This is a genomic window from Sulfitobacter brevis, from assembly GCF_900112755.1.
GTDB lineage: Bacteria > Pseudomonadota > Alphaproteobacteria > Rhodobacterales > Rhodobacteraceae > Sulfitobacter > Sulfitobacter brevis.
Map to the genome: position 1 here is coordinate 1 of NZ_FOMW01000006.1, position 16,660 is coordinate 16,660.

The 16,660-nt window shown below is 60.3% G+C and carries 17 protein-coding genes, 1 tRNA gene and 1 pseudogene; 5 read left to right on the forward strand and 14 right to left on the reverse strand.

The window, feature by feature from the left end:
- Positions 1-22 precede the first annotated feature (22 nt).
- The 8 genes and pseudogenes from BM174_RS09245 to BM174_RS09280 form a co-directional block, all read right to left on the reverse strand.
- A pseudogene (locus tag BM174_RS09245) lies at positions 23-283 on the reverse strand (transposase); the annotation flags it as partial.
- Positions 284-375: 92 nt separating this feature from the next.
- Positions 376-822 (reverse strand): trypco2 family protein, encoded by a 447-nt coding sequence (locus BM174_RS09250; RefSeq protein ID WP_093923584.1) that lies wholly within the window; start codon positions 820-822, stop codon positions 376-378.
- A 52-nt stretch (positions 823-874) separates the two neighbouring features.
- The gene (locus BM174_RS09255; RefSeq protein WP_093923585.1) at positions 875-1,426 is read right to left on the reverse strand and encodes a hypothetical protein; all 552 of its coding nucleotides are present in this window, start codon (positions 1,424-1,426) and stop codon (positions 875-877) included.
- Between the two features lie 233 nt (positions 1,427-1,659).
- A tRNA-Glu gene (locus BM174_RS09260) sits at positions 1,660-1,734 on the reverse strand.
- A 78-nt stretch (positions 1,735-1,812) separates the two neighbouring features.
- Positions 1,813-3,552 (reverse strand): single-stranded-DNA-specific exonuclease RecJ, encoded by a 1,740-nt coding sequence (gene recJ / locus BM174_RS09265; protein WP_093923586.1) that lies wholly within the window; start codon positions 3,550-3,552, stop codon positions 1,813-1,815.
- Positions 3,553-3,622: 70 nt separating this feature from the next.
- On the reverse strand, positions 3,623-4,591 hold the full coding sequence (glpX, locus tag BM174_RS09270; protein ID WP_093923587.1) for a class II fructose-bisphosphatase: 969 nt from the start codon (positions 4,589-4,591) through the stop codon (positions 3,623-3,625).
- Positions 4,592-4,764: 173 nt separating this feature from the next.
- A complete protein-coding gene (locus BM174_RS09275; RefSeq protein WP_093923588.1) occupies positions 4,765-6,051 on the reverse strand; it encodes a homoserine dehydrogenase in 1,287 nt (428 codons plus the stop codon).
- Positions 6,052-6,236: 185 nt separating this feature from the next.
- A complete protein-coding gene (locus BM174_RS09280; protein ID WP_093923823.1) occupies positions 6,237-6,527 on the reverse strand; it encodes a hypothetical protein in 291 nt (96 codons plus the stop codon).
- 76 nt (positions 6,528-6,603) lie between these two features.
- Between BM174_RS09280 and BM174_RS09285 the strand changes: the two genes are divergently transcribed.
- Entirely contained in the window at positions 6,604-7,194 is a 591-nt protein-coding gene (locus BM174_RS09285) for a TetR/AcrR family transcriptional regulator (protein ID WP_093923589.1), read from the forward strand.
- A gap of 48 nt (positions 7,195-7,242) precedes the next feature.
- Here BM174_RS09285 and BM174_RS09290 read toward each other — a convergent pair whose 3' ends face one another.
- Positions 7,243-8,154: a pirin family protein gene (locus tag BM174_RS09290; protein ID WP_093923590.1), complete on the reverse strand. Its 912-nt coding sequence runs from the start codon at positions 8,152-8,154 to the stop codon at positions 7,243-7,245.
- A gap of 199 nt (positions 8,155-8,353) precedes the next feature.
- On the opposite strand from BM174_RS09290, the gene BM174_RS09295 reads away from it, so the two are divergent.
- Together BM174_RS09295 and BM174_RS09300 are read left to right on the forward strand one after the other, a co-directional pair.
- A complete protein-coding gene (locus BM174_RS09295; protein ID WP_093923591.1) occupies positions 8,354-8,548 on the forward strand; it encodes a hypothetical protein in 195 nt (64 codons plus the stop codon).
- A 138-nt stretch (positions 8,549-8,686) separates the two neighbouring features.
- Positions 8,687-9,631: an NAD(P)-dependent oxidoreductase gene (locus BM174_RS09300; RefSeq protein WP_093923592.1), complete on the forward strand. Its 945-nt coding sequence runs from the start codon at positions 8,687-8,689 to the stop codon at positions 9,629-9,631.
- A gap of 6 nt (positions 9,632-9,637) precedes the next feature.
- Here BM174_RS09300 and BM174_RS09305 read toward each other — a convergent pair whose 3' ends face one another.
- The 5 genes from BM174_RS09305 to BM174_RS09325 form a co-directional block, all read right to left on the reverse strand.
- On the reverse strand, positions 9,638-10,159 hold the full coding sequence (locus tag BM174_RS09305) for a Pycsar system effector family protein (RefSeq protein ID WP_093923593.1): 522 nt from the start codon (positions 10,157-10,159) through the stop codon (positions 9,638-9,640).
- Between the two features lie 20 nt (positions 10,160-10,179).
- Positions 10,180-11,550, reverse strand: a complete 1,371-nt coding sequence (locus tag BM174_RS09310; protein ID WP_093923594.1) for an L-serine ammonia-lyase — start codon at positions 11,548-11,550, stop codon at positions 10,180-10,182.
- Positions 11,550-12,245 (reverse strand): glutathione S-transferase family protein, encoded by a 696-nt coding sequence (locus tag BM174_RS09315; RefSeq protein ID WP_093923595.1) that lies wholly within the window; start codon positions 12,243-12,245, stop codon positions 11,550-11,552. Before BM174_RS09315 ends, BM174_RS09310 begins: the two co-directional genes overlap by 1 nt.
- A gap of 139 nt (positions 12,246-12,384) precedes the next feature.
- Entirely contained in the window at positions 12,385-12,870 is a 486-nt protein-coding gene (locus tag BM174_RS09320) for an isoprenylcysteine carboxyl methyltransferase family protein (protein ID WP_093923596.1), read from the reverse strand.
- Positions 12,867-13,967: a type III polyketide synthase gene (locus BM174_RS09325; protein WP_093923597.1), complete on the reverse strand. Its 1,101-nt coding sequence runs from the start codon at positions 13,965-13,967 to the stop codon at positions 12,867-12,869. The genes BM174_RS09320 and BM174_RS09325 overlap by 4 nt, the downstream gene beginning before the upstream one ends.
- Positions 13,968-14,185: 218 nt before the next feature.
- On the opposite strand from BM174_RS09325, the gene rpiA reads away from it, so the two are divergent.
- Both rpiA and BM174_RS09335 read left to right on the forward strand, forming a co-directional pair.
- Positions 14,186-14,974, forward strand: coding sequence for a ribose-5-phosphate isomerase RpiA (gene rpiA, locus BM174_RS09330; RefSeq protein ID WP_093923598.1), 789 nt, complete (start codon positions 14,186-14,188; stop codon positions 14,972-14,974).
- Between the two features lie 152 nt (positions 14,975-15,126).
- On the forward strand, positions 15,127-16,605 hold the full coding sequence (locus BM174_RS09335) for an FAD-dependent oxidoreductase (RefSeq protein ID WP_093923599.1): 1,479 nt from the start codon (positions 15,127-15,129) through the stop codon (positions 16,603-16,605).
- Positions 16,606-16,660 lie beyond the last annotated feature (55 nt).

The following is a 16,660-nucleotide window of genomic DNA, read 5'->3' on the forward strand; positions in this document are numbered from 1 at the left end:
CGTCGATGAGACGGCCTCAAGACTTTTTTCCGAGGGCTTCCTTGAGCAACTCATTCTGCATGCTCATCTCCGCATACATCTTCTTGAGGCGGCGGTTCTGCTCGGCCATGTCCTTCATCTCTACGATGAGCGACGCGTCCATACCGCCAAATTTGGCCCGCCATTTGTAAAAGCTGGCACTGCTCATCCCATGCTCCCGGCAAAGCTCAGAGACCGGCACACCGCCCTCCGCCTGCTTCAACACAGCCATGATCTGCGCATCGCTAAATCGTCCGTTCTTCATCGTAAATCTCCTCAGATATCTCGCCGAGAAAATTCTACTTTTGAACACCACTAATTTTAGGGGGGATTACCGGGCGGCGTTAGCCGCGCGACCTAGGTCACCTGCCGGCCTCCTTGTCTGCCTTGGTTAGCTCTGCGCGTTCTTTCTTGAGACTCCCTCTTTTCTTTCTCTTTCTGTTCTATATTGCGGGATTCCGCGAGGCTCGCACGTAGCGTGAGTGGGATTGTGAATTGAACGCGGCTTACCTCTTCACTTTGTCGACTGTGCTCCCCCTTGGCACCAATTTCAGCGGAAAAAACCTTGAGACCTGCTTTACCGCCTCCGCTCGTCTCGGATGCAGCGGTGACCGCAACATCGAATTTCACGGTTTGAATTTGACGGAAGATATGGTCGCTACTGTTTTCTTCGTAAACTTCGGAACTGCTTTTTGACATCGGCGGGTTTACATACACACCTTCGTCCGACCATTGGTCCTGTAGTTCGTTCGTTGCTTCAATGATCCCAGTCATTGTTTCCTTAATGAAGTCCTTGAGGTCCATCTTCGTGTTCCTAATCCAACTAGTTTGAAGGAAAAATCTTCAGTGGTGATATTCACCTTCCTGCTGCATCGCAGATGGCACTTCCACGCCAAGTGGCGGCGACTTGAATGAAGCCAGCACTGGCTTGCCCCGTGATGCTTTCAGGTTCTGCGCCCATTCCGCACACAGACGTAATCGACGACTTCATACCGGCAAGAATCCTGTCTCCAATTTCGCTTGTCCAAGCGGTATTATAGAGTTCAGTTTTTATCTCACCCGCATAACCAGTGAGCGCCGGTGCGAACGTCACAGGGGCAGCATCGGAGCTATTCGGCACAACTAAATATCCGACCTGTCCGGGTCCCGAAGTGCTGGAGTAGATCGTAAAGTCGTCTGCCGAGTTTAGCCAAGGCGCGTCAAAGTCTACTGTGAAGCCGGACTCCTCAAGTGTCCTCCGTACTTTTTCAGCGTCGACACCGGCATGCCTTTCGGTCCAACGATTCATTACTTGAGCTTTGTCTTCAAGCTTCGAAAAATCGTCTTCGAGTTGAAATGGCTCCGTTATGACCATTTGCGCATCAGCGCTTGTGGCAACGGCAAACGATAGGGCTAAAATACGTAGCATTATCCAACCTCATATTTAAAAAGCGAAGCGAACCTCAGGTTGAAGCTAGTTGGGCAGTATGACTGGCGCAACTATAATGCGGACCCCGCAACTAAACCGCTGACGCGGTCCATTAGCGCGATAACAAAGGTAATCGCAGCAAGGGGGTCAAAAAGTGGGTTGTGGGCTGGCTTGTGGGTCAGCTTCACGACCGGCCCCTAAGTATCTGTTATGAAACAATAAAATAGGGGAAGTGGCAGCCCGTAGGGGAGTCGAACCCCTCTTTTCAGGTTGAAAACCTGACGTCCTAACCGATAGACGAACGGGCCACTTGGTCGTGAGGGGTCTCTAATATTTTCCCGATGGGGGCGCAAGTATAAATCTCGAAAAATCTGCAAGAAAATGACTCACGCCGCAGCCGCGTCCTCCAAAAGCAATTGCACCGACTGTCGCCCGCGCCAGCTGTTGATGTCCAAACGCCCTGTCAGATGGAACCGCGCACCCCCGTGGTTCTCCAGTGCAGCGCCAAGAGGGGTATCAAACGCCCCGAACGCGATCGCCTCCATCACTGTGCCATCGCCATTGGTAAAGCTGACTTTGAGGTGGGTCTCACCCACGCGCTTGGCAAAGCGGATCGCCATATTCGAGAATACATAGCGCGGGGCAGGGGCGGCGGCGCCGAACGGACCTGCCTGTTCGACTCGCTCGACCAGCTCAACCGTCGCCGCGGCAGGCATCAAGAGGCCGGTAATCTGCAAATCCGACGGTCCGGCCAAATGCGCGCCCTGTTTTTTAAGCAATTCGCCCAAACGCGCCATCGCGGCTTCAAGCTTGTCCTCGGCCACAGTCAAACCCGCTGCCATCTTGTGCCCGCCACCTTTGAGCAGCAAACCCTCTGCAGCAAGTCGCTGGATCGGCGCGCCCAGATCAATCCCGCTGATCGAGCGCCCCGAGCCTTTGCCAATGCCATTCTCGACCCCGATCACGATCGCAGGGCGGTTGGCAGCCTCCTTGAGGCGTGACGCCACGATGCCCACGACCCCGGGGTGCCAACCGGGCCCTGCGGCCCAGACTAGCGGCGCGTCAAAGCCGCGCGCTTCGGCCTGTGCCATGGCCTGTGCGCGCACAACTGCCTCCATCTCCCGCCGGTCGGTGTTAAGTGCATCCAGACGCTCCGCCAAGGCCGCTGCTTCATGCGGATCGTCCGTGGCAAGCAATCGCGCACCTAAATCGGCTTGTCCGATCCGCCCGCCCGCGTTGATGCGCGGACCCAGCAGAAATCCCAGATGATAGGCCGCAGGCGCCGCATCCATCCGCGCCACATCGGCAAGGGCGGCCACCCCGATCCGCGCCCGTCGCGCCATGACCAACAATCCCTGCCGCACAAAAGCACGGTTCACGCCGATCAAAGGTGCTACATCTGCCACCGTTGCCAAAGCCACCAGATCCAGCATGTCCAACAGCGCCGGAGAGGTACGCCCCGCAACACGGCATTGCCGCCCCACCTCGACCAGCATCAGAAACACCACCGCAGCGGCACACAGATGCGCCGAGGTGCCGTCTTCATCCTGCCGGTTAGGGTTCACCACCGCCAAGGCATCCGGCAAGGTCTCCGCCGCCAAATGGTGATCGAGCACAATCACCTCCGCTCCGACCGCCGCAGCAATCGGCCCGTGCGAAAGCGTGCCGCAATCCACACAGACGATCAGATCATGCTCTGCCGCTAAGGCCGCCATAGCCTCCTCATTGGGGCCATAGCCTTCGTCAATCCGGTCAGGGATGTACAAAGTGGCCCGGTGGCCCATCTCGCGCAGCCAGACCAGCAACAAGGCCGCAGAGGACCCGCCATCAACATCATAATCGGCAAAGATCGCAATCCGCTCTCGGCGATCAAGGGCAGCCAGAAACCGCGCCGCCGCCGGCTCCATATCGCGCAGTGATCGCGGGTCCGGCAACAAATCCCGCAAAGCGGGGGCGAGAAAACCTTCCGCCTCCTGCGGTGTCACACCCCGCCGCGCCAAAATCTGGCATAACGCCTGCGGTAAATCCGTCTGCTGCACCAGCAGTTCCGCCGCGCGCTCCACTTCAATGCCGGGCCCAACCCAGCGCCGTCCGGTCAAAGACGTCTCAACACCTAAATAGGCCACAGTACCCCCAAAATTCATTTGGCCGGAAAACTCCCCGCGGAGCGTCCCGCCACCGCCTCACGCGATTGCCTCAGCTATTGCTAACTGGCGTGCGATATATCATGCGCCGTATCGATCCGGTCTTGGACCGCATGATCAACGTCTCGGCAGTCACCCAGCCCCCTGTGCGTTTAACACCCGGCAGCAAAGCGCCATCGGTCACGCCTGTGGCCGCGAAGATCACATCATCGGTGACCATGTCATCAAGGCCATAGATCCGCTCCAAATCGGTAATTCCGGCTTTGATGGCGCGCCCCCGTTCGTCGGCATTGCGAAACACCAATCGGCCAAACATCTGGCCTCCCATACATTTTAGTGCAGCCGCCGCCAACACGCCCTCGGGCGCACCGCCCGCACCCATATACATATCGATGCCGGTCGCTCCATCGGCGCAATGCATAACGCCGGCCACATCGCCATCGGTTATCAGCCGGATCGCCGCACCCGTGCTGCGGATTTCAGCAATCAAGGCCTCATGGCGCGGGCGCTCCAGCACGCAAACTTTGATCTCTGACGCGGCACAGCCGCGTGCGGTGGCCTGTGCAGCGATCCGCTCGGCTGGCGACATCTCGAGCGAAACAACCCCCGCCTCAAACCCCGGACCAATGGCAAGCTTGTCCATATACACATCAGGCGCCTGAAGCATCGAGCCACGCGGTCCCATAGCGACCACCGTCAAAGCATTGGGCATATCCTTGGCGGTCAGCGTCGTGCCCTCCAGCGGGTCAAGCGCGATATCCACATCCGGCCCGTTGCCAGTGCCAACGGCCTCACCGACATACAGGAGCGGCACCTCGTCGCGTTCGCCTTCGCCGATCACCACCGTGCCCGCAATGTCGATCAGATTGAGGGCTTCGCGCATTGCCTGCACCGCCGCTCGGTCTGCCGATTGCTCGTCGCCGTTACCAACAAATCCGGACGCAGCCAGTGCTGCGGCCTCAGATACCCGCGCGAGGCCGAGGGAGAACATGTGGTCCTGAAATTCGGAAGTGACTGTCATGGCACGATCCTTGTTAGCGGTGGGCCAGCCGCAAGGCGGCGGGCAGCGCGAGGTCCCAGCTGTGCGATGGTAACGGCATCACGCGGCTTCGCAACAAGTCTTCTCAGCAGGGGGCCGCCAGTGATGCAGAAGGGCCGCGCCAGCCGCCGCGCCTTCTAATCACGCCAGTCTGTTCAGACTTCTTCGATCCGCAGGGCAACCGGCTCTGCCGCCAGAACGCCCGTCGTGCCCATCGCGCAAAGCGCCCGATCCAGCGAGGCGCGGTCGGTTTTATGAGTGACGATCAGAACGGGCGCGTTGGTATCGGTATGCTCGTACTGGCGCATCCGGTTGATGCTGACACCGGCATCGCCAAGCACCGTGGCGATCTTCGCCATCGCGCCGGGCTTATCCACGAGGGTCATTCGCAGATAATAGGCCGCTGGCCGCTGCGAGGTTGCGGCAACGGCGCTTTGCAGGCTGGCCACCGGTTGCCCGAACACCGGACCCCGCCAGCCGCGCGCGATATCGCAGATATCGGACATCACCGCGCTCGCGGTCGGACCTTCGCCCGCGCCGGGACCACGCAACACGATCTGACCGACCGCATCGCCTTCGATCACCACCATATTGGTGCCGCCATCCAGCTGGCCCAAGGGCGAGGTATCAGGCACGAGACAAGGCTGCATGCGCTGCTCTAACCCGCGACCGGTTTTTTGAGCCACGCCCAAGAGTTTGATTTTATAGCCCATATCTGCGGCGGCGCGGATGTCGTCGATGGAGACCCGTTCGATGCCTTCAAGCTGGATGCCCGCAAAATCGGGACGGGTGCCAAAGGCAATGGCGGCCAGCAGCGCCAGCTTGTGCGCCGCATCAATGCCGCCCACGTCCAGCTGCGGATCAGCTTCGAGGTAGCCCAGACCATCGGCCTCGGCAAAGATTTCCTCATAGGTTTTGCCGGAGTTTTCCATGCGGGTGAGGATGAAGTTACACGAGCCGTTCATCACCCCCATCACGCGGCTTATCTGATTGCCCGCCAAGCCTTCGGTCAGGGTTTTAATCACCGGAATACCGCCCGCAACGGCGGCCTCATAGCGCAGGACGAGGCCGTTGTTTTCGGCCAGTTCGGCCAGTTCGGCACCGTGAATTGCGAGCATTGCCTTATTGGCAGTCACCACCTGTTTGCCAGCTTTCAGCGCCGCTTCGGTCGCGTCTTTCGCGGGCCCGTCTTCGCCTCCCATCAGCTCGACAAAAACGTCGATATCGTCGCGTGTGGCCAGTTTGATCGGGTCGTTTTCCCAGTCATAACCGCTGAGCGAAACCCCACGATCACGGTCCTTGCTGCGGGCGGAAACGGCCGAAATGGTGATTTTGCGCCCCAAACGTGCCTCTAGCAGCGCGGCCTGTTGGCGGATGATGCGCACCACGCCGACGCCAACAGTGCCCAGACCAGCGATTCCAAGGCGAAGCGGTTCAGACATGGTCGGTATTCCTTTGGCGATTTGATTGCCGCGGATGTAGCGGTTTCGGGGTGGCGGTGCAACGCGCAAGGCGTTTGAGGACCGATTGTGATTTCCGGGCGGAGCGGAAGGGGGCGCTGCCCCCGGCCTGCAGCCTTCCAACGGGATATTTTTTGTCAAATAGGGGGGGGCAGGCCGTCGCCAGCCTATTGGCGACCTTGGGACAGGCGTTGGCGTTCGGCGCTGGTGAGGACCGGGTTGCGCAAACTGGCGGCGCGGGCGCGCAGGCGCGAGACGCGGGAGGTCAGGGTGGATTTTGTCTGGGCGGCGTCCACCTGTCCTGCGGTAGCTTGCGCGAGCAGCGGCTCCAGCGGCACGAGGGCGGGATAATCAGCGGCTTCGAGAGCGGGAGTAAGCGTGCGATCAAGTGCAGGAAATTGCGTGCAGGCACTGAGCAGCACGGGTGTTATCAGGCACAGAGATAAGCGGCGTATCATGCGTTGTTCTTGCACCACGCGCCGCAATCGCGCAAGCGGCCTTTGCTTTTGAACAAGTGTTCATTAAATTGATCGCATGGCACGCACGCAGGGCTCACATTCTGGTATCACGGGTCCGCGGGTGCGGGCGGTGGCGTTGCGGCTGTTTGCCAAGGGGGGCTATGCGGCGGTATCGATGCGGGCCATCGCGGCTGAGGTCGGGGTGCAGGCAGGGGCGCTTTATAACTACACACCCGACAAGCAATCGCTGTTGTTTGATCTGATGCAGAGCCATATGGCAGATTTGCTGGCCGAAGCGCCATTGGACGCAGGTGCTGCGCCGCCCGAACAGCTGCGTCAGTTTGTCGAATTCCACATCCGCTTTCATGCGGACCGGCCTGATGCGGTGTTCATTGCCTATATGGAGTTGCGCAATCTGACGCGGGAGAACTTTGCCCGTATCGAAGAATTGCGCCGTGCCTATGAGGACCGTCTGGAGGCGATTTTGCGTGCAGGTGTGGCCAGTGGGGATTTTGGCGTGGCCGACACGCGGATTGCGACCTTTGCGATCATCGCGATGCTGACGGGCGTCAATACCTGGTTTCGGGCCGGGGGGCGTTTGTCGCTGAAAGAGGTGACAGCGCAATATTGGGATATGGTTCAAAAGGCTGTGGCGAAAGCCGACTGATAGTCCTGCGCGCAAGCGTGGTGCCTGCGCGCAGTGTTTTGGTGCGGTTCAATGCGCCGGTGCGATGAAGGTGCCATTGCGCAATTCGGCAAAGGCGCGCTCAAGCTCGGCACGGGTGTTCATCACGATGGGGCCGTGCCATGCCACAGGCTCGTCGATGGGGGCGCCGGAGATCAGCAAAAAGCGCATGCCCTCAGGGCCGGCCTGAACCGTGACCTCGTCGCCGGTGCCAAAGCGGATCAGCGTGCGGTCGCCGGACAGATCGCGAATGTTAAGCTCCTGACCCGCGACCTCTTTCTCCAGCAGCACGCCGCTGGGGGCCGAGGCATCGGCAAATGCGCCAGCGCCTTGGAACACATAGGCAAACGCCCGGCGGTAGGTATCGACGGGGAAGGTTTTCTTCACTCCCGCTGGCACTGTGACGTCGAGGTATTGCGGATCAGCGGCAATGCCATCGACAGGGCCGGTTTTCCCCCAAAAGTCGCCGGTGATCACGCGCACACGGGTGCCGTCATCCTCGATGATTTCGGGGATATCGGCGGAGGTGACATCCTGATAACGCGGCGCGGTCATCTTCTGGCTCGAGGGCAGATTGCCCCAAAGCTGGAAGCCGTGCATCTGGCCTTTGGCGTTTCCGCGCGGCATTTCCTGATGCATGATCCCCGAACCGGCGGTCATCCACTGCACATCGCCCGCACCCAGATTGCCGGTATTGCCCAGCGAGTCGCTGTGCTCCACCGTGCCTTCCAGCACATAGGTGATGGTTTCAATGCCGCGGTGCGGGTGCCAGGGAAAGCCTTTCTCAAAGTCTTGCGGGCGCTCATTGCGGAAATCATCGAACAGCAGAAACGGGTCGAGTTCGGACGGATCCTGAAAGCCAAAGGCGCGGTGTAGTTTGACGCCAGCCCCCTCCATCGTGGGGGTAGCGCGGCGGGTTTCAAGCGTGGGTCTGAGGGACATGGGTCGTCTCCTTTCTGGTGTGCCGCAGAGGTAAGCGCAGTAGCGGCAGCACACAACTCAGCAGCCACGAACCATGGTTGTGCGCGCATGCGCAACTCATCAGATTTCGTGATGGGTTGCGGGTTAAGTATTCGTTTTACTGATTTCTGTTCCAGATTTAGACACCTCTCGTAGAAACAGCTTTTCAATGGAGACTATCATGGCTTTTCAACAAACGGTCACACCCGCAGTGCGCGGCGCAGACTTTGCCCTGCTGGTTGCGGTTGCACTGGCATTTATTGCAGTCGTTTACATCGCATCGGGATACCGCATCGTACGTAGTAATGTCGCCGCGCAGGAGATCATCATCTCAGGGGAAGACTGGCACGGAAATGTGCGCCGCTCGCCGCGCTGAGAGAGGCACGGCAGTTAAATTTCCGAAGGGCCGGGCATGCCTTGTTTGGCCCCAAGGCGCGTAAAAAGCGTCGTTTTCGGGCGCGACAGGGCGGGGCGGGCACAGGCTGATGGTCGAAACTGGATCAGGGAGAGATCAATGAAAATCGGCTTTATCGGGTTGGGCAATGTCGGCGGCAAGCTGTCGGGGTCACTGATCCGCAATGGCGTGGATGTGGCGGTGCACGACCTTAACCCTGAGTTTGTGGCGGCCAAGGTAGCAGCAGGGGCGCGCGACGGGCAGAGCCCTGCACAACTGATGCAAGACTGCGACGCGGTGATCACCTGCCTGCCGTCCCCCGCCGCCAGTGCTGCGGTGGTGACGGAAATGCTGCCCCATGTCGGGCCGGGCAAAATCTGGATGGAGATGTCGACCACCGACGCCGAAGAGGTCAAACGCTTGGGCGCGCTGGTAGCAGAAAAGGGCGGTGCGGCGGTCGATTGTCCAGTTTCGGGTGGCTGTCACCGTGCCGATACCGGCAATATCAGCATCTATGCGGGCTGTGACCGCGCCACTTTCGAGCGGGTGCTGCCGATCCTCACCCATATGGGGCGTCGTATTTTGCATGTCGGGGATATTGGCGTTGCGAGCACCTTAAAGGTGATGACCAATTACTTGGCGACAATGAACCTTTTGTCGGTTTGCGAGGCGCTGACGGTAATGAAAGCTGCTGGCATGGACCTTGGTGTGACCTATGAGGCGATCGCGGCATCGTCGGGCAATTCCTTCGTGCATGAGACCGAAAGCCAGTTGATCCTGTCGGGGTCGCGGGATGTGAATTTCACCATGGACCTTGTGCAGAAAGACATCGGGTTGTTTCAAAAGATTGCCGATGACCACGGCGTGCCTCTAGAACTGTCACCGCTGATGATCGAGATGATGTCGGACGGCCAGCGCCGCTATGGCATCCGCGCGCAATCTGACCGGATGATCGAGCGGTTGGAGGAGGCAACGGGGCTAAGTATCACTGCGCCGGGATTTCCGACTGAATTGCTGGACGATGAACCCGAAGAGCGGGGCTATGAGGTGGCAGTGCGGCGTTAGGGCCGCTCAGGTCAGGGCGGTGATTTCGAGCGCGCAGAGCACGGCAAAGGATAGTGCCGTGGCCCCCAGCGCACGAATGAACCGCATCCGCTTGAGCTCGCGCAGGCGCGAAACTTTCAGCACTTCGTAGCCAAGCTCGCGGTGCCAATCTGCCCCCGTGGTTGCCGCCACGAGGGCATCAACATCGGCAAAACGCGCGGTTTCAACATAGAGCAACCGGCGCGGCTGTTCGGCATCATGTGGTTGCACGCGCGGGGCGACACGGCGCGAGGGGTAGAGCACCGCTCCGAACAGAAACAGCGGCGCCATGACGATCCCCCAAAAGATCGCGAGCGACAGCAGCGACCCGTCCGCCGCACGCGGAAACCCCGCCGCAGCATTGGCCACAATATTCAACGCGAAGGTATAGCCGATGCCGACGATCTGGGCCTTGGTGTCATAGCTGCGCACCGTCGCCTGGGCCTCTTCCAGCGCCTTTTCAAGGTAGTGCCGCGCGGCGGGGTCGGGTGGCGTGGATGCGTCTGGCATGGGCGTTTGTGTCTCTGACGTCAGCAGTTGGGAACGTTCACAGCCAGACCCCCAAGCGAGGTTTCCTTGTACTTCTCGCTCATATCCGCGCCGGTCTGGCGCATGGTCTCGATACAGGCGTCGAGCGGCACAAGATGGGTGCCATCGCCGCGCAGCGCGAGGCTGGCCGCCGATACGGCCTTGATCGCACCCAAGCCATTACGCTCGATACAAGGCACCTGCACCAAGCCCTTGACCGGATCGCAAGTCATCCCGAGGTGGTGTTCTAGCGCAATTTCCGCTGCGTTCTCAACCTGTTCGGGCGTGCCGCCCAACACGGCACAAAGCCCGGCCGCAGACATTGCCGCCGCCGATCCGACCTCGGCCTGACAGCCTGCTTCGGCGCCGGAAATTGAGGCGTTGAACTTGACCAGCCCGCCGATGGCCGCAGCGGTCAGCAGGAAATCTTCGATATGTGCCTCGGAGGCGCCGGGGACGTGATCAAGATAATAGCGCAACGTTGCGGGCATCACCCCTGCGGCCCCGTTGGTTGGCGCGGTGACAACCTGCCCACCGGCGGCGTTTTCTTCGTTCACCGCCATGGCATAAACGCTCATCCAGTCGTTGATGGTATGGGGCGCTTGCTGGTTCATGCCGCGCTCGGCCAGCAGCGCATCATGAATGCCCTTGGCGCGGCGTTTGACGTTAAGCCCGCCGGGCAGGATACCATCGGTGGCCAGCCCGCGATCAATGCAGTCGGTCATCACCTGCCACAGCCGTTTGGAGCCTTCGCGCAGATGCACCTCGCCGTTGCGTGAGATTTCATTGGCGCGTTTCATCTGGGCGATGTTTTTGCCCGAGGCGCGGGCCATCTCCAGCATCTCGGCGGCAGATTTGAAGGGGAAGGGCACCGGCGCGCCTTCGGCAGAGTCCTTGCCTGCCGCAAGCTCGGCCTCGGTCATCACGAAACCGCCGCCGATGGAATAGTAGGTCTCGCGCAGCACAACGTCACCTTGGGCATCGGTCGCCATCAACATCATGCCATTGGCGTGGCCGGTGAGGCGGGTGTCGTAGTCAAAGATCATATCGCTTTTGGGATCGAACTTGAGGGTCGCACCGTCAAAGTCGATCTGCCCCGTCTCATGGATCTTATTCAAAACCGCCTCGGCCTTTTCAGCGTCATACTCGGCGGGAGTGAACCCTGCGAGGCCCAGAATGGTTGCGCGGTCGGTGGCATGTCCGACACCGGTAAATGCCAGCGAGCCATGTAGCGAGGCGCGCAGACCCGCGAAGTGGAAAGGCGAGGCGCGCATGGTATCCAGAAACCGCGCGGCGGCGACCATCGGCCCCATCGTGTGCGAGGAAGACGGGCCGATCCCGACCTTGAACATATCGAATACAGAAAGAAACATCAGGTGGCGCTGCCTATAGGAGGATTGGGATGGCGGGGTGCGGTAAAGGGTGTATCGCCCAGCCCTTCGGCCTGTTGCAAGGCGATGGTGGCGGGCAGGCTTTCAATTTTGGCGCAGACTCGCTGGAGGGCGGGATATACGCCAAGGCGAAACCAGCTGCGATCATGGTCAGCGGGGTAGAGCGCAGGCCAGCGCAGCAAGGCTGCCACGTAGAAATCAAGCACCGTGGGGGCCGTGCCGCCCAGCCAATCGGGACGGAGTGCCGCTGCCGCGTCCAGAGTGGTAAAACTCTGATGCAGGTGCTGCGTCAACCCTGCGCGCAGGGCGGTGGCATGGTCTGGTGCGATGAACTTCTCGGGGTAGAACAACATCCGCTCGGCCGGGTGCAGGGTGTTGGCGACAAAGAACAGCCATTTCAGGAAATCGCCACGCTCGGGGGCATCGGGGGCGGGGCCAAGCTGCCCATGCGTATCCGCCAGCCACAAAAGGATCGCGCCGGTCTCAAAGAGTGGGCCTTGCGGCGTTTCCAGCACCGGAATCAGCCCGTTGGGATTAAGTTGCCGGTATGCGGGGCCCGACTGCTCGGCCTGCTTTCGGTCAACCAGCACCGCCTTATAGGGCAGGCCGCGCTGTTCCAGCGCGAGCCGAACGGCCAGCGAAGCATTGTCAGGGGCGTAGTGCAGAATATAGCTCATGCGCCGATATATAGCGTTTGGCGACACGCGGGTCCGCCTTAATGCGACACATGGAAGCCACTTGGCGCAGAGGCGAAAGAAATCCCAGGTGCGCGGGGCAGATTGTAAGACTAGGCGAAGCGCTGGGCGAGGCGGCAGGTCATGGACGCAGGGCCGCATCCTCTGCCGCGATCCTGTGGCGCAGCATCAGCGCATTCAGCAAGGTAAAGACCGCCGCAACGCCCCAGAGCCCCAGCACCATCGGGGCGACGATGATTTCGGCCACGACCAGCGCATAATTGGGATGCGGCAACACGCGAAACGGGCCGGAGGCGACCAGCGGCGTGTCGGTGACGATGATCCGTGTGGTCCAGCGCGACCCCAGCGTCGACAATATCCAGACCCGCGCGATCTGCAGCAAGACGTAAAGCACCAGCCAACCTGCGTGGATCGCTTGGTCAAAGCCAAAAATAAGCAGCGCAACGACCCAACTGGCGTGCAGCGCGACCATCACCGGATAATGTCCCGCTCCGACCTCGCGCGCGCCTGCGGCCATCAGCTTGGAAGTGTTGCGCCGCGCGATCACCAGTTCGGCAAGCCGCTGCACGACGATGAAACCCAAAAACAGGGCGGTGGCCAGCGTCATCTGTGAACCGTCAGCGGCAACAGTGACGCGGTAAAGCCCGGTCCCAGAGCACAAAGCGCCATCGTGCCACTGTGACCCGCGTCCATCACCCGCTTCAGCACGAACAACGCGGTCGGGGCCGACATATTGCCTGCAGCGCGCAAAGTCGCACGCTCGCAATCGAGACTGCCGGAGGGCAGGGACATCGTCGCCTCAATTGCCTCGACCACCTTAGTGCCGCCGGGATGGCAGACGAAGCGGTCGATCTGGTCAGGGCGCAGGCCGGCGGCGCCAAGCATCGTGGTCACAGCGGTGCGGAAACTCTCCTGCACAAAGGCGGGGATCGAACGGTCAAAGACCACGCCAAGCCCTGTTTCATCAACATCCCACCCCATGATCGGCAAAGTATCGGGCCAGAGGTGCTCATGCCCGTTGGCCAAAGTTACAGCGCCTTCGCCCGCGCCCGAGGTCAAAACCGCCGCCGCTGCGCCGTCCCCGAATAAAACCGTGGCAATCACATCGGCTTTTTGCAGCCGGTCATTGCGAAACGCGAGCGAGCAAGCCTCGACCGCGACCATCAACACGGTCGCCCCCGGTTGTGCGGCAGCCAGCCTGCGGGCGATTGCCAAACCGGTGACACCACCTGCACAGCCCAACCCGAATACTGGCACCCGTTGCACATCGGCGCGAAACCCCATCGCCTTGTGGGCCTGCGCCTCCAGCGTCGGGGTGGCGATACCGGTGGAGGACACGGTGACGATAATATCGACCGCGTCAGCCTCGATCCCTGCATCGCTCAGCGCGGCAGTAGCGGCATCCTGAAACAGCGCTGTCGCTGCTTTGAGGTAAACTGCACCACGATCAGCCCAACCATGCTGTTCGCTGAACCACTCAATCGGCAGCACGCTATAGCGGGTATCGACGCCGGCATTCTCAAACGCGGGCACCAATCGTTCAAAGCTGGGGTATTTTTCCGCGAAAAGATCGCGCGCGGCGGCCAGTACATCGTCCTGTCGCATCTGATAGGGTGGCAGCGCGATGCCAAGGCCCGCAAGGCTGACATGGGTTTTCGCGGCGTGATACGCGGGCTGCAATGCGGGCGTCGGGACGTGAAGCATGGTACTGATACCTTTGAGATCACTAACCGTCGTGAGGTAGCGCCGTGGCAGGCTTTGTCCACCGGGCTGCATTCCGTGCAAATGCCGTTAAATCATGTCTTAACCTGCGCAGGTCAGGCTGGCCGAGCCTGCGCGAAAAAACCGCGGCAAAGCCCCTCGCGCCTGACCGACATTGTGCCTATAACGCTGCAACAACCCATTTCATCGGAGCTGCCCCCATGAGCGGAGAACTTTCCCCCATCGACAAAGCCAAATTCGTGGCCGCCAAACGCGCCTCGCAATTTGTCGAAGACGGCATGCGCGTTGGACTGGGTACAGGCAGCACCGCCGCATGGCTGGTGCGCTGTCTGGGCGAGATGGTGCGCGACGACGGGCTGCGGATCAAAGGTGTGCCAACCTCGACCCGCACCGCTGAGCTGGCCCGCGATGTCGGCATCGAAGTCATCAGCCTTGATGAGGCAAAATGGCTGGACCTGACCATCGACGGGGCCGACGAATTTGATGGCGAGCTGAACCTGATCAAAGGCGGCGGCGGTGCCTTGCTGCAAGAGAAGATTGTAGCAACTGCCAGTGATCAGATGATCGTGATCGCCGATATCGGCAAAGAGGTCGAAACCCTCGGCGCTTTCCCCTTGCCCGTTGAGGTGATCCCCTTTGGCTGGCAGACCACGCAAGCGCTGGTCGAAGAGACTTTGATCAGCATGGATGTGCTGGGGCGGACCTCGACCCTGCGGATGAACGGGCAGGTGCCTTTCATCACAGATGAGGGCAATCACATCCTTGATTTGCATCTCAACCGCATCGGCAACGTGCGCCAGTTGGCGCTGGTGCTGAACCAGATGCCGGGCGTGGTGGAAAACGGGCTATTCATTGATATCTGTGATGCGGTTGTCATCGGCTATGGCGACGGTCGGGTCGAGGTGCGTGACATCAACGAAGGCACCGTGGCGACCGAGCGGCTGGATTTTGTCGAAAGCGACAATCTGTTTTCCGATCTGGGCGACTGAAGCAGAGGATGCGTGAGGCTGCGCCGCTCCCGTCATTGAGGGGGGGCGCTGCACGCACGCGCTCTGCGGCGAATTGTCCGGCAACATATGGCAATCAGCCTTGCGCCCCCATATAGGTAGTCACCAGCACAGCTTTTGACCGGAGACAGCCCATGGCCGCAGACACCCCCGCAGCAGATACATTCGACTATGACCTCTTTGTCATCGGTGGCGGATCGGGCGGGGTGCGGGCGGCGCGGGTTGCGGCCTCGGAATACGGCGCACGGGTCGCTTTGGCAGAAGACGACCGCTATGGCGGCACCTGTGTGATCCGCGGCTGCGTGCCGAAAAAGCTGATGGTCTATGCTTCGGAATATTCCGAGCTTGTGGACGAAGCCCAATGCTACGGCTGGGATATCAAGCAGGGGTCTTTCAACTGGCAGAGCTTTCGCGGGCGGATGCACGCAGAGTTGGATCGCCTTGAGGGCATCTATAAAAAGTTGCTGGACGGGGCAGGGGTCGAACGGTTCGACCAGCGCGCCAAAATGCAGGATGCCCATACGGTCAAGCTGGCGGATGGCACCACTAAAACCGCCAAACATATCCTGATTGCAGTCGGCGGCCATCCGGTGCGGCCCGATATGCCCAATGCCGAGCTTGGCATGGTCTCGGACGATATTTTCCACCTTGATGCGCTGCCCAAGACCATGCTGATCATCGGCGGCGGTTACATTGCGTGTGAATTTGCCTGCATCATGAACGGCTTGGGCGTAAAGGTGACGCAGTATTACCGTGGCGCCCAAATCCTGCGGGGCTTTGATGAGGAGGCGCGCGGGCTGATAGCTGAAGCGATGTGCGAGAACGGGATCGACCTGCATGTCGGCACCGATGTGGTTGAAATGGCTCCGGCGGCAGACGGCGACAGCGGGGCGATGCCCACCGGATCAGACGCGGCTGCCGGCGGCACCAGTTCTGCGGCTCCCTCGACCGCCAACGCCAGCGCCAAGAGCGGGCCAATGCGGGTCAAGCCAACCACGGGCGACGCGCAAGTTTTCGACGCCGTGTTTTTCGCCACAGGCCGGACTCCCAATACAAAAGACCTCGGACTTGAGGATTTAGGCATCGAGATGGGGCGTCGCGGCGAGATCAAGGTCGACGAATACAGCCAGACGGGCGTGCCGTCGGTCTATGCAATTGGCGATGTAACCGATCGGGTAAACCTGACACCAGTGGCGATCCGCGAGGGCATGGCCTTTGTGCAAACCGTCTTTGGCGGCGAGCCGACACCGGTGGACCACGAGTTGATCCCCTCGGCGATCTTTACCCAGCCCGAAATGGGCACCGTCGGGTTGAGCGAGGAAGACGCGCGCGATCAAGAAGAGATCGAGGTCTATTCTACATCCTTCCGTCCGATGCAGACCGCCTTTGCGGGCAAATCGGACCGCGCCTTGATGAAACTGGTGGTTTCCAAGAAAGATCGCACTGTGTTAGGCTGTCACATCGTCGCACCCCATGCGGGTGAAATGATCCAGCTTGCGGGCATAGCGGTTAAGGCGAAACTTACAAAAGAGCAGTTTGACGCCACTTGTGCGGTGCATCCGACCATGTCCGAGGAACTGGTCACGATGCGTACGCCGACGCGGACTGCTTGAATTCCGGCACAAACACGCACAAATTCGGGACAACTGGCCACCGCAAAGGTGGTTC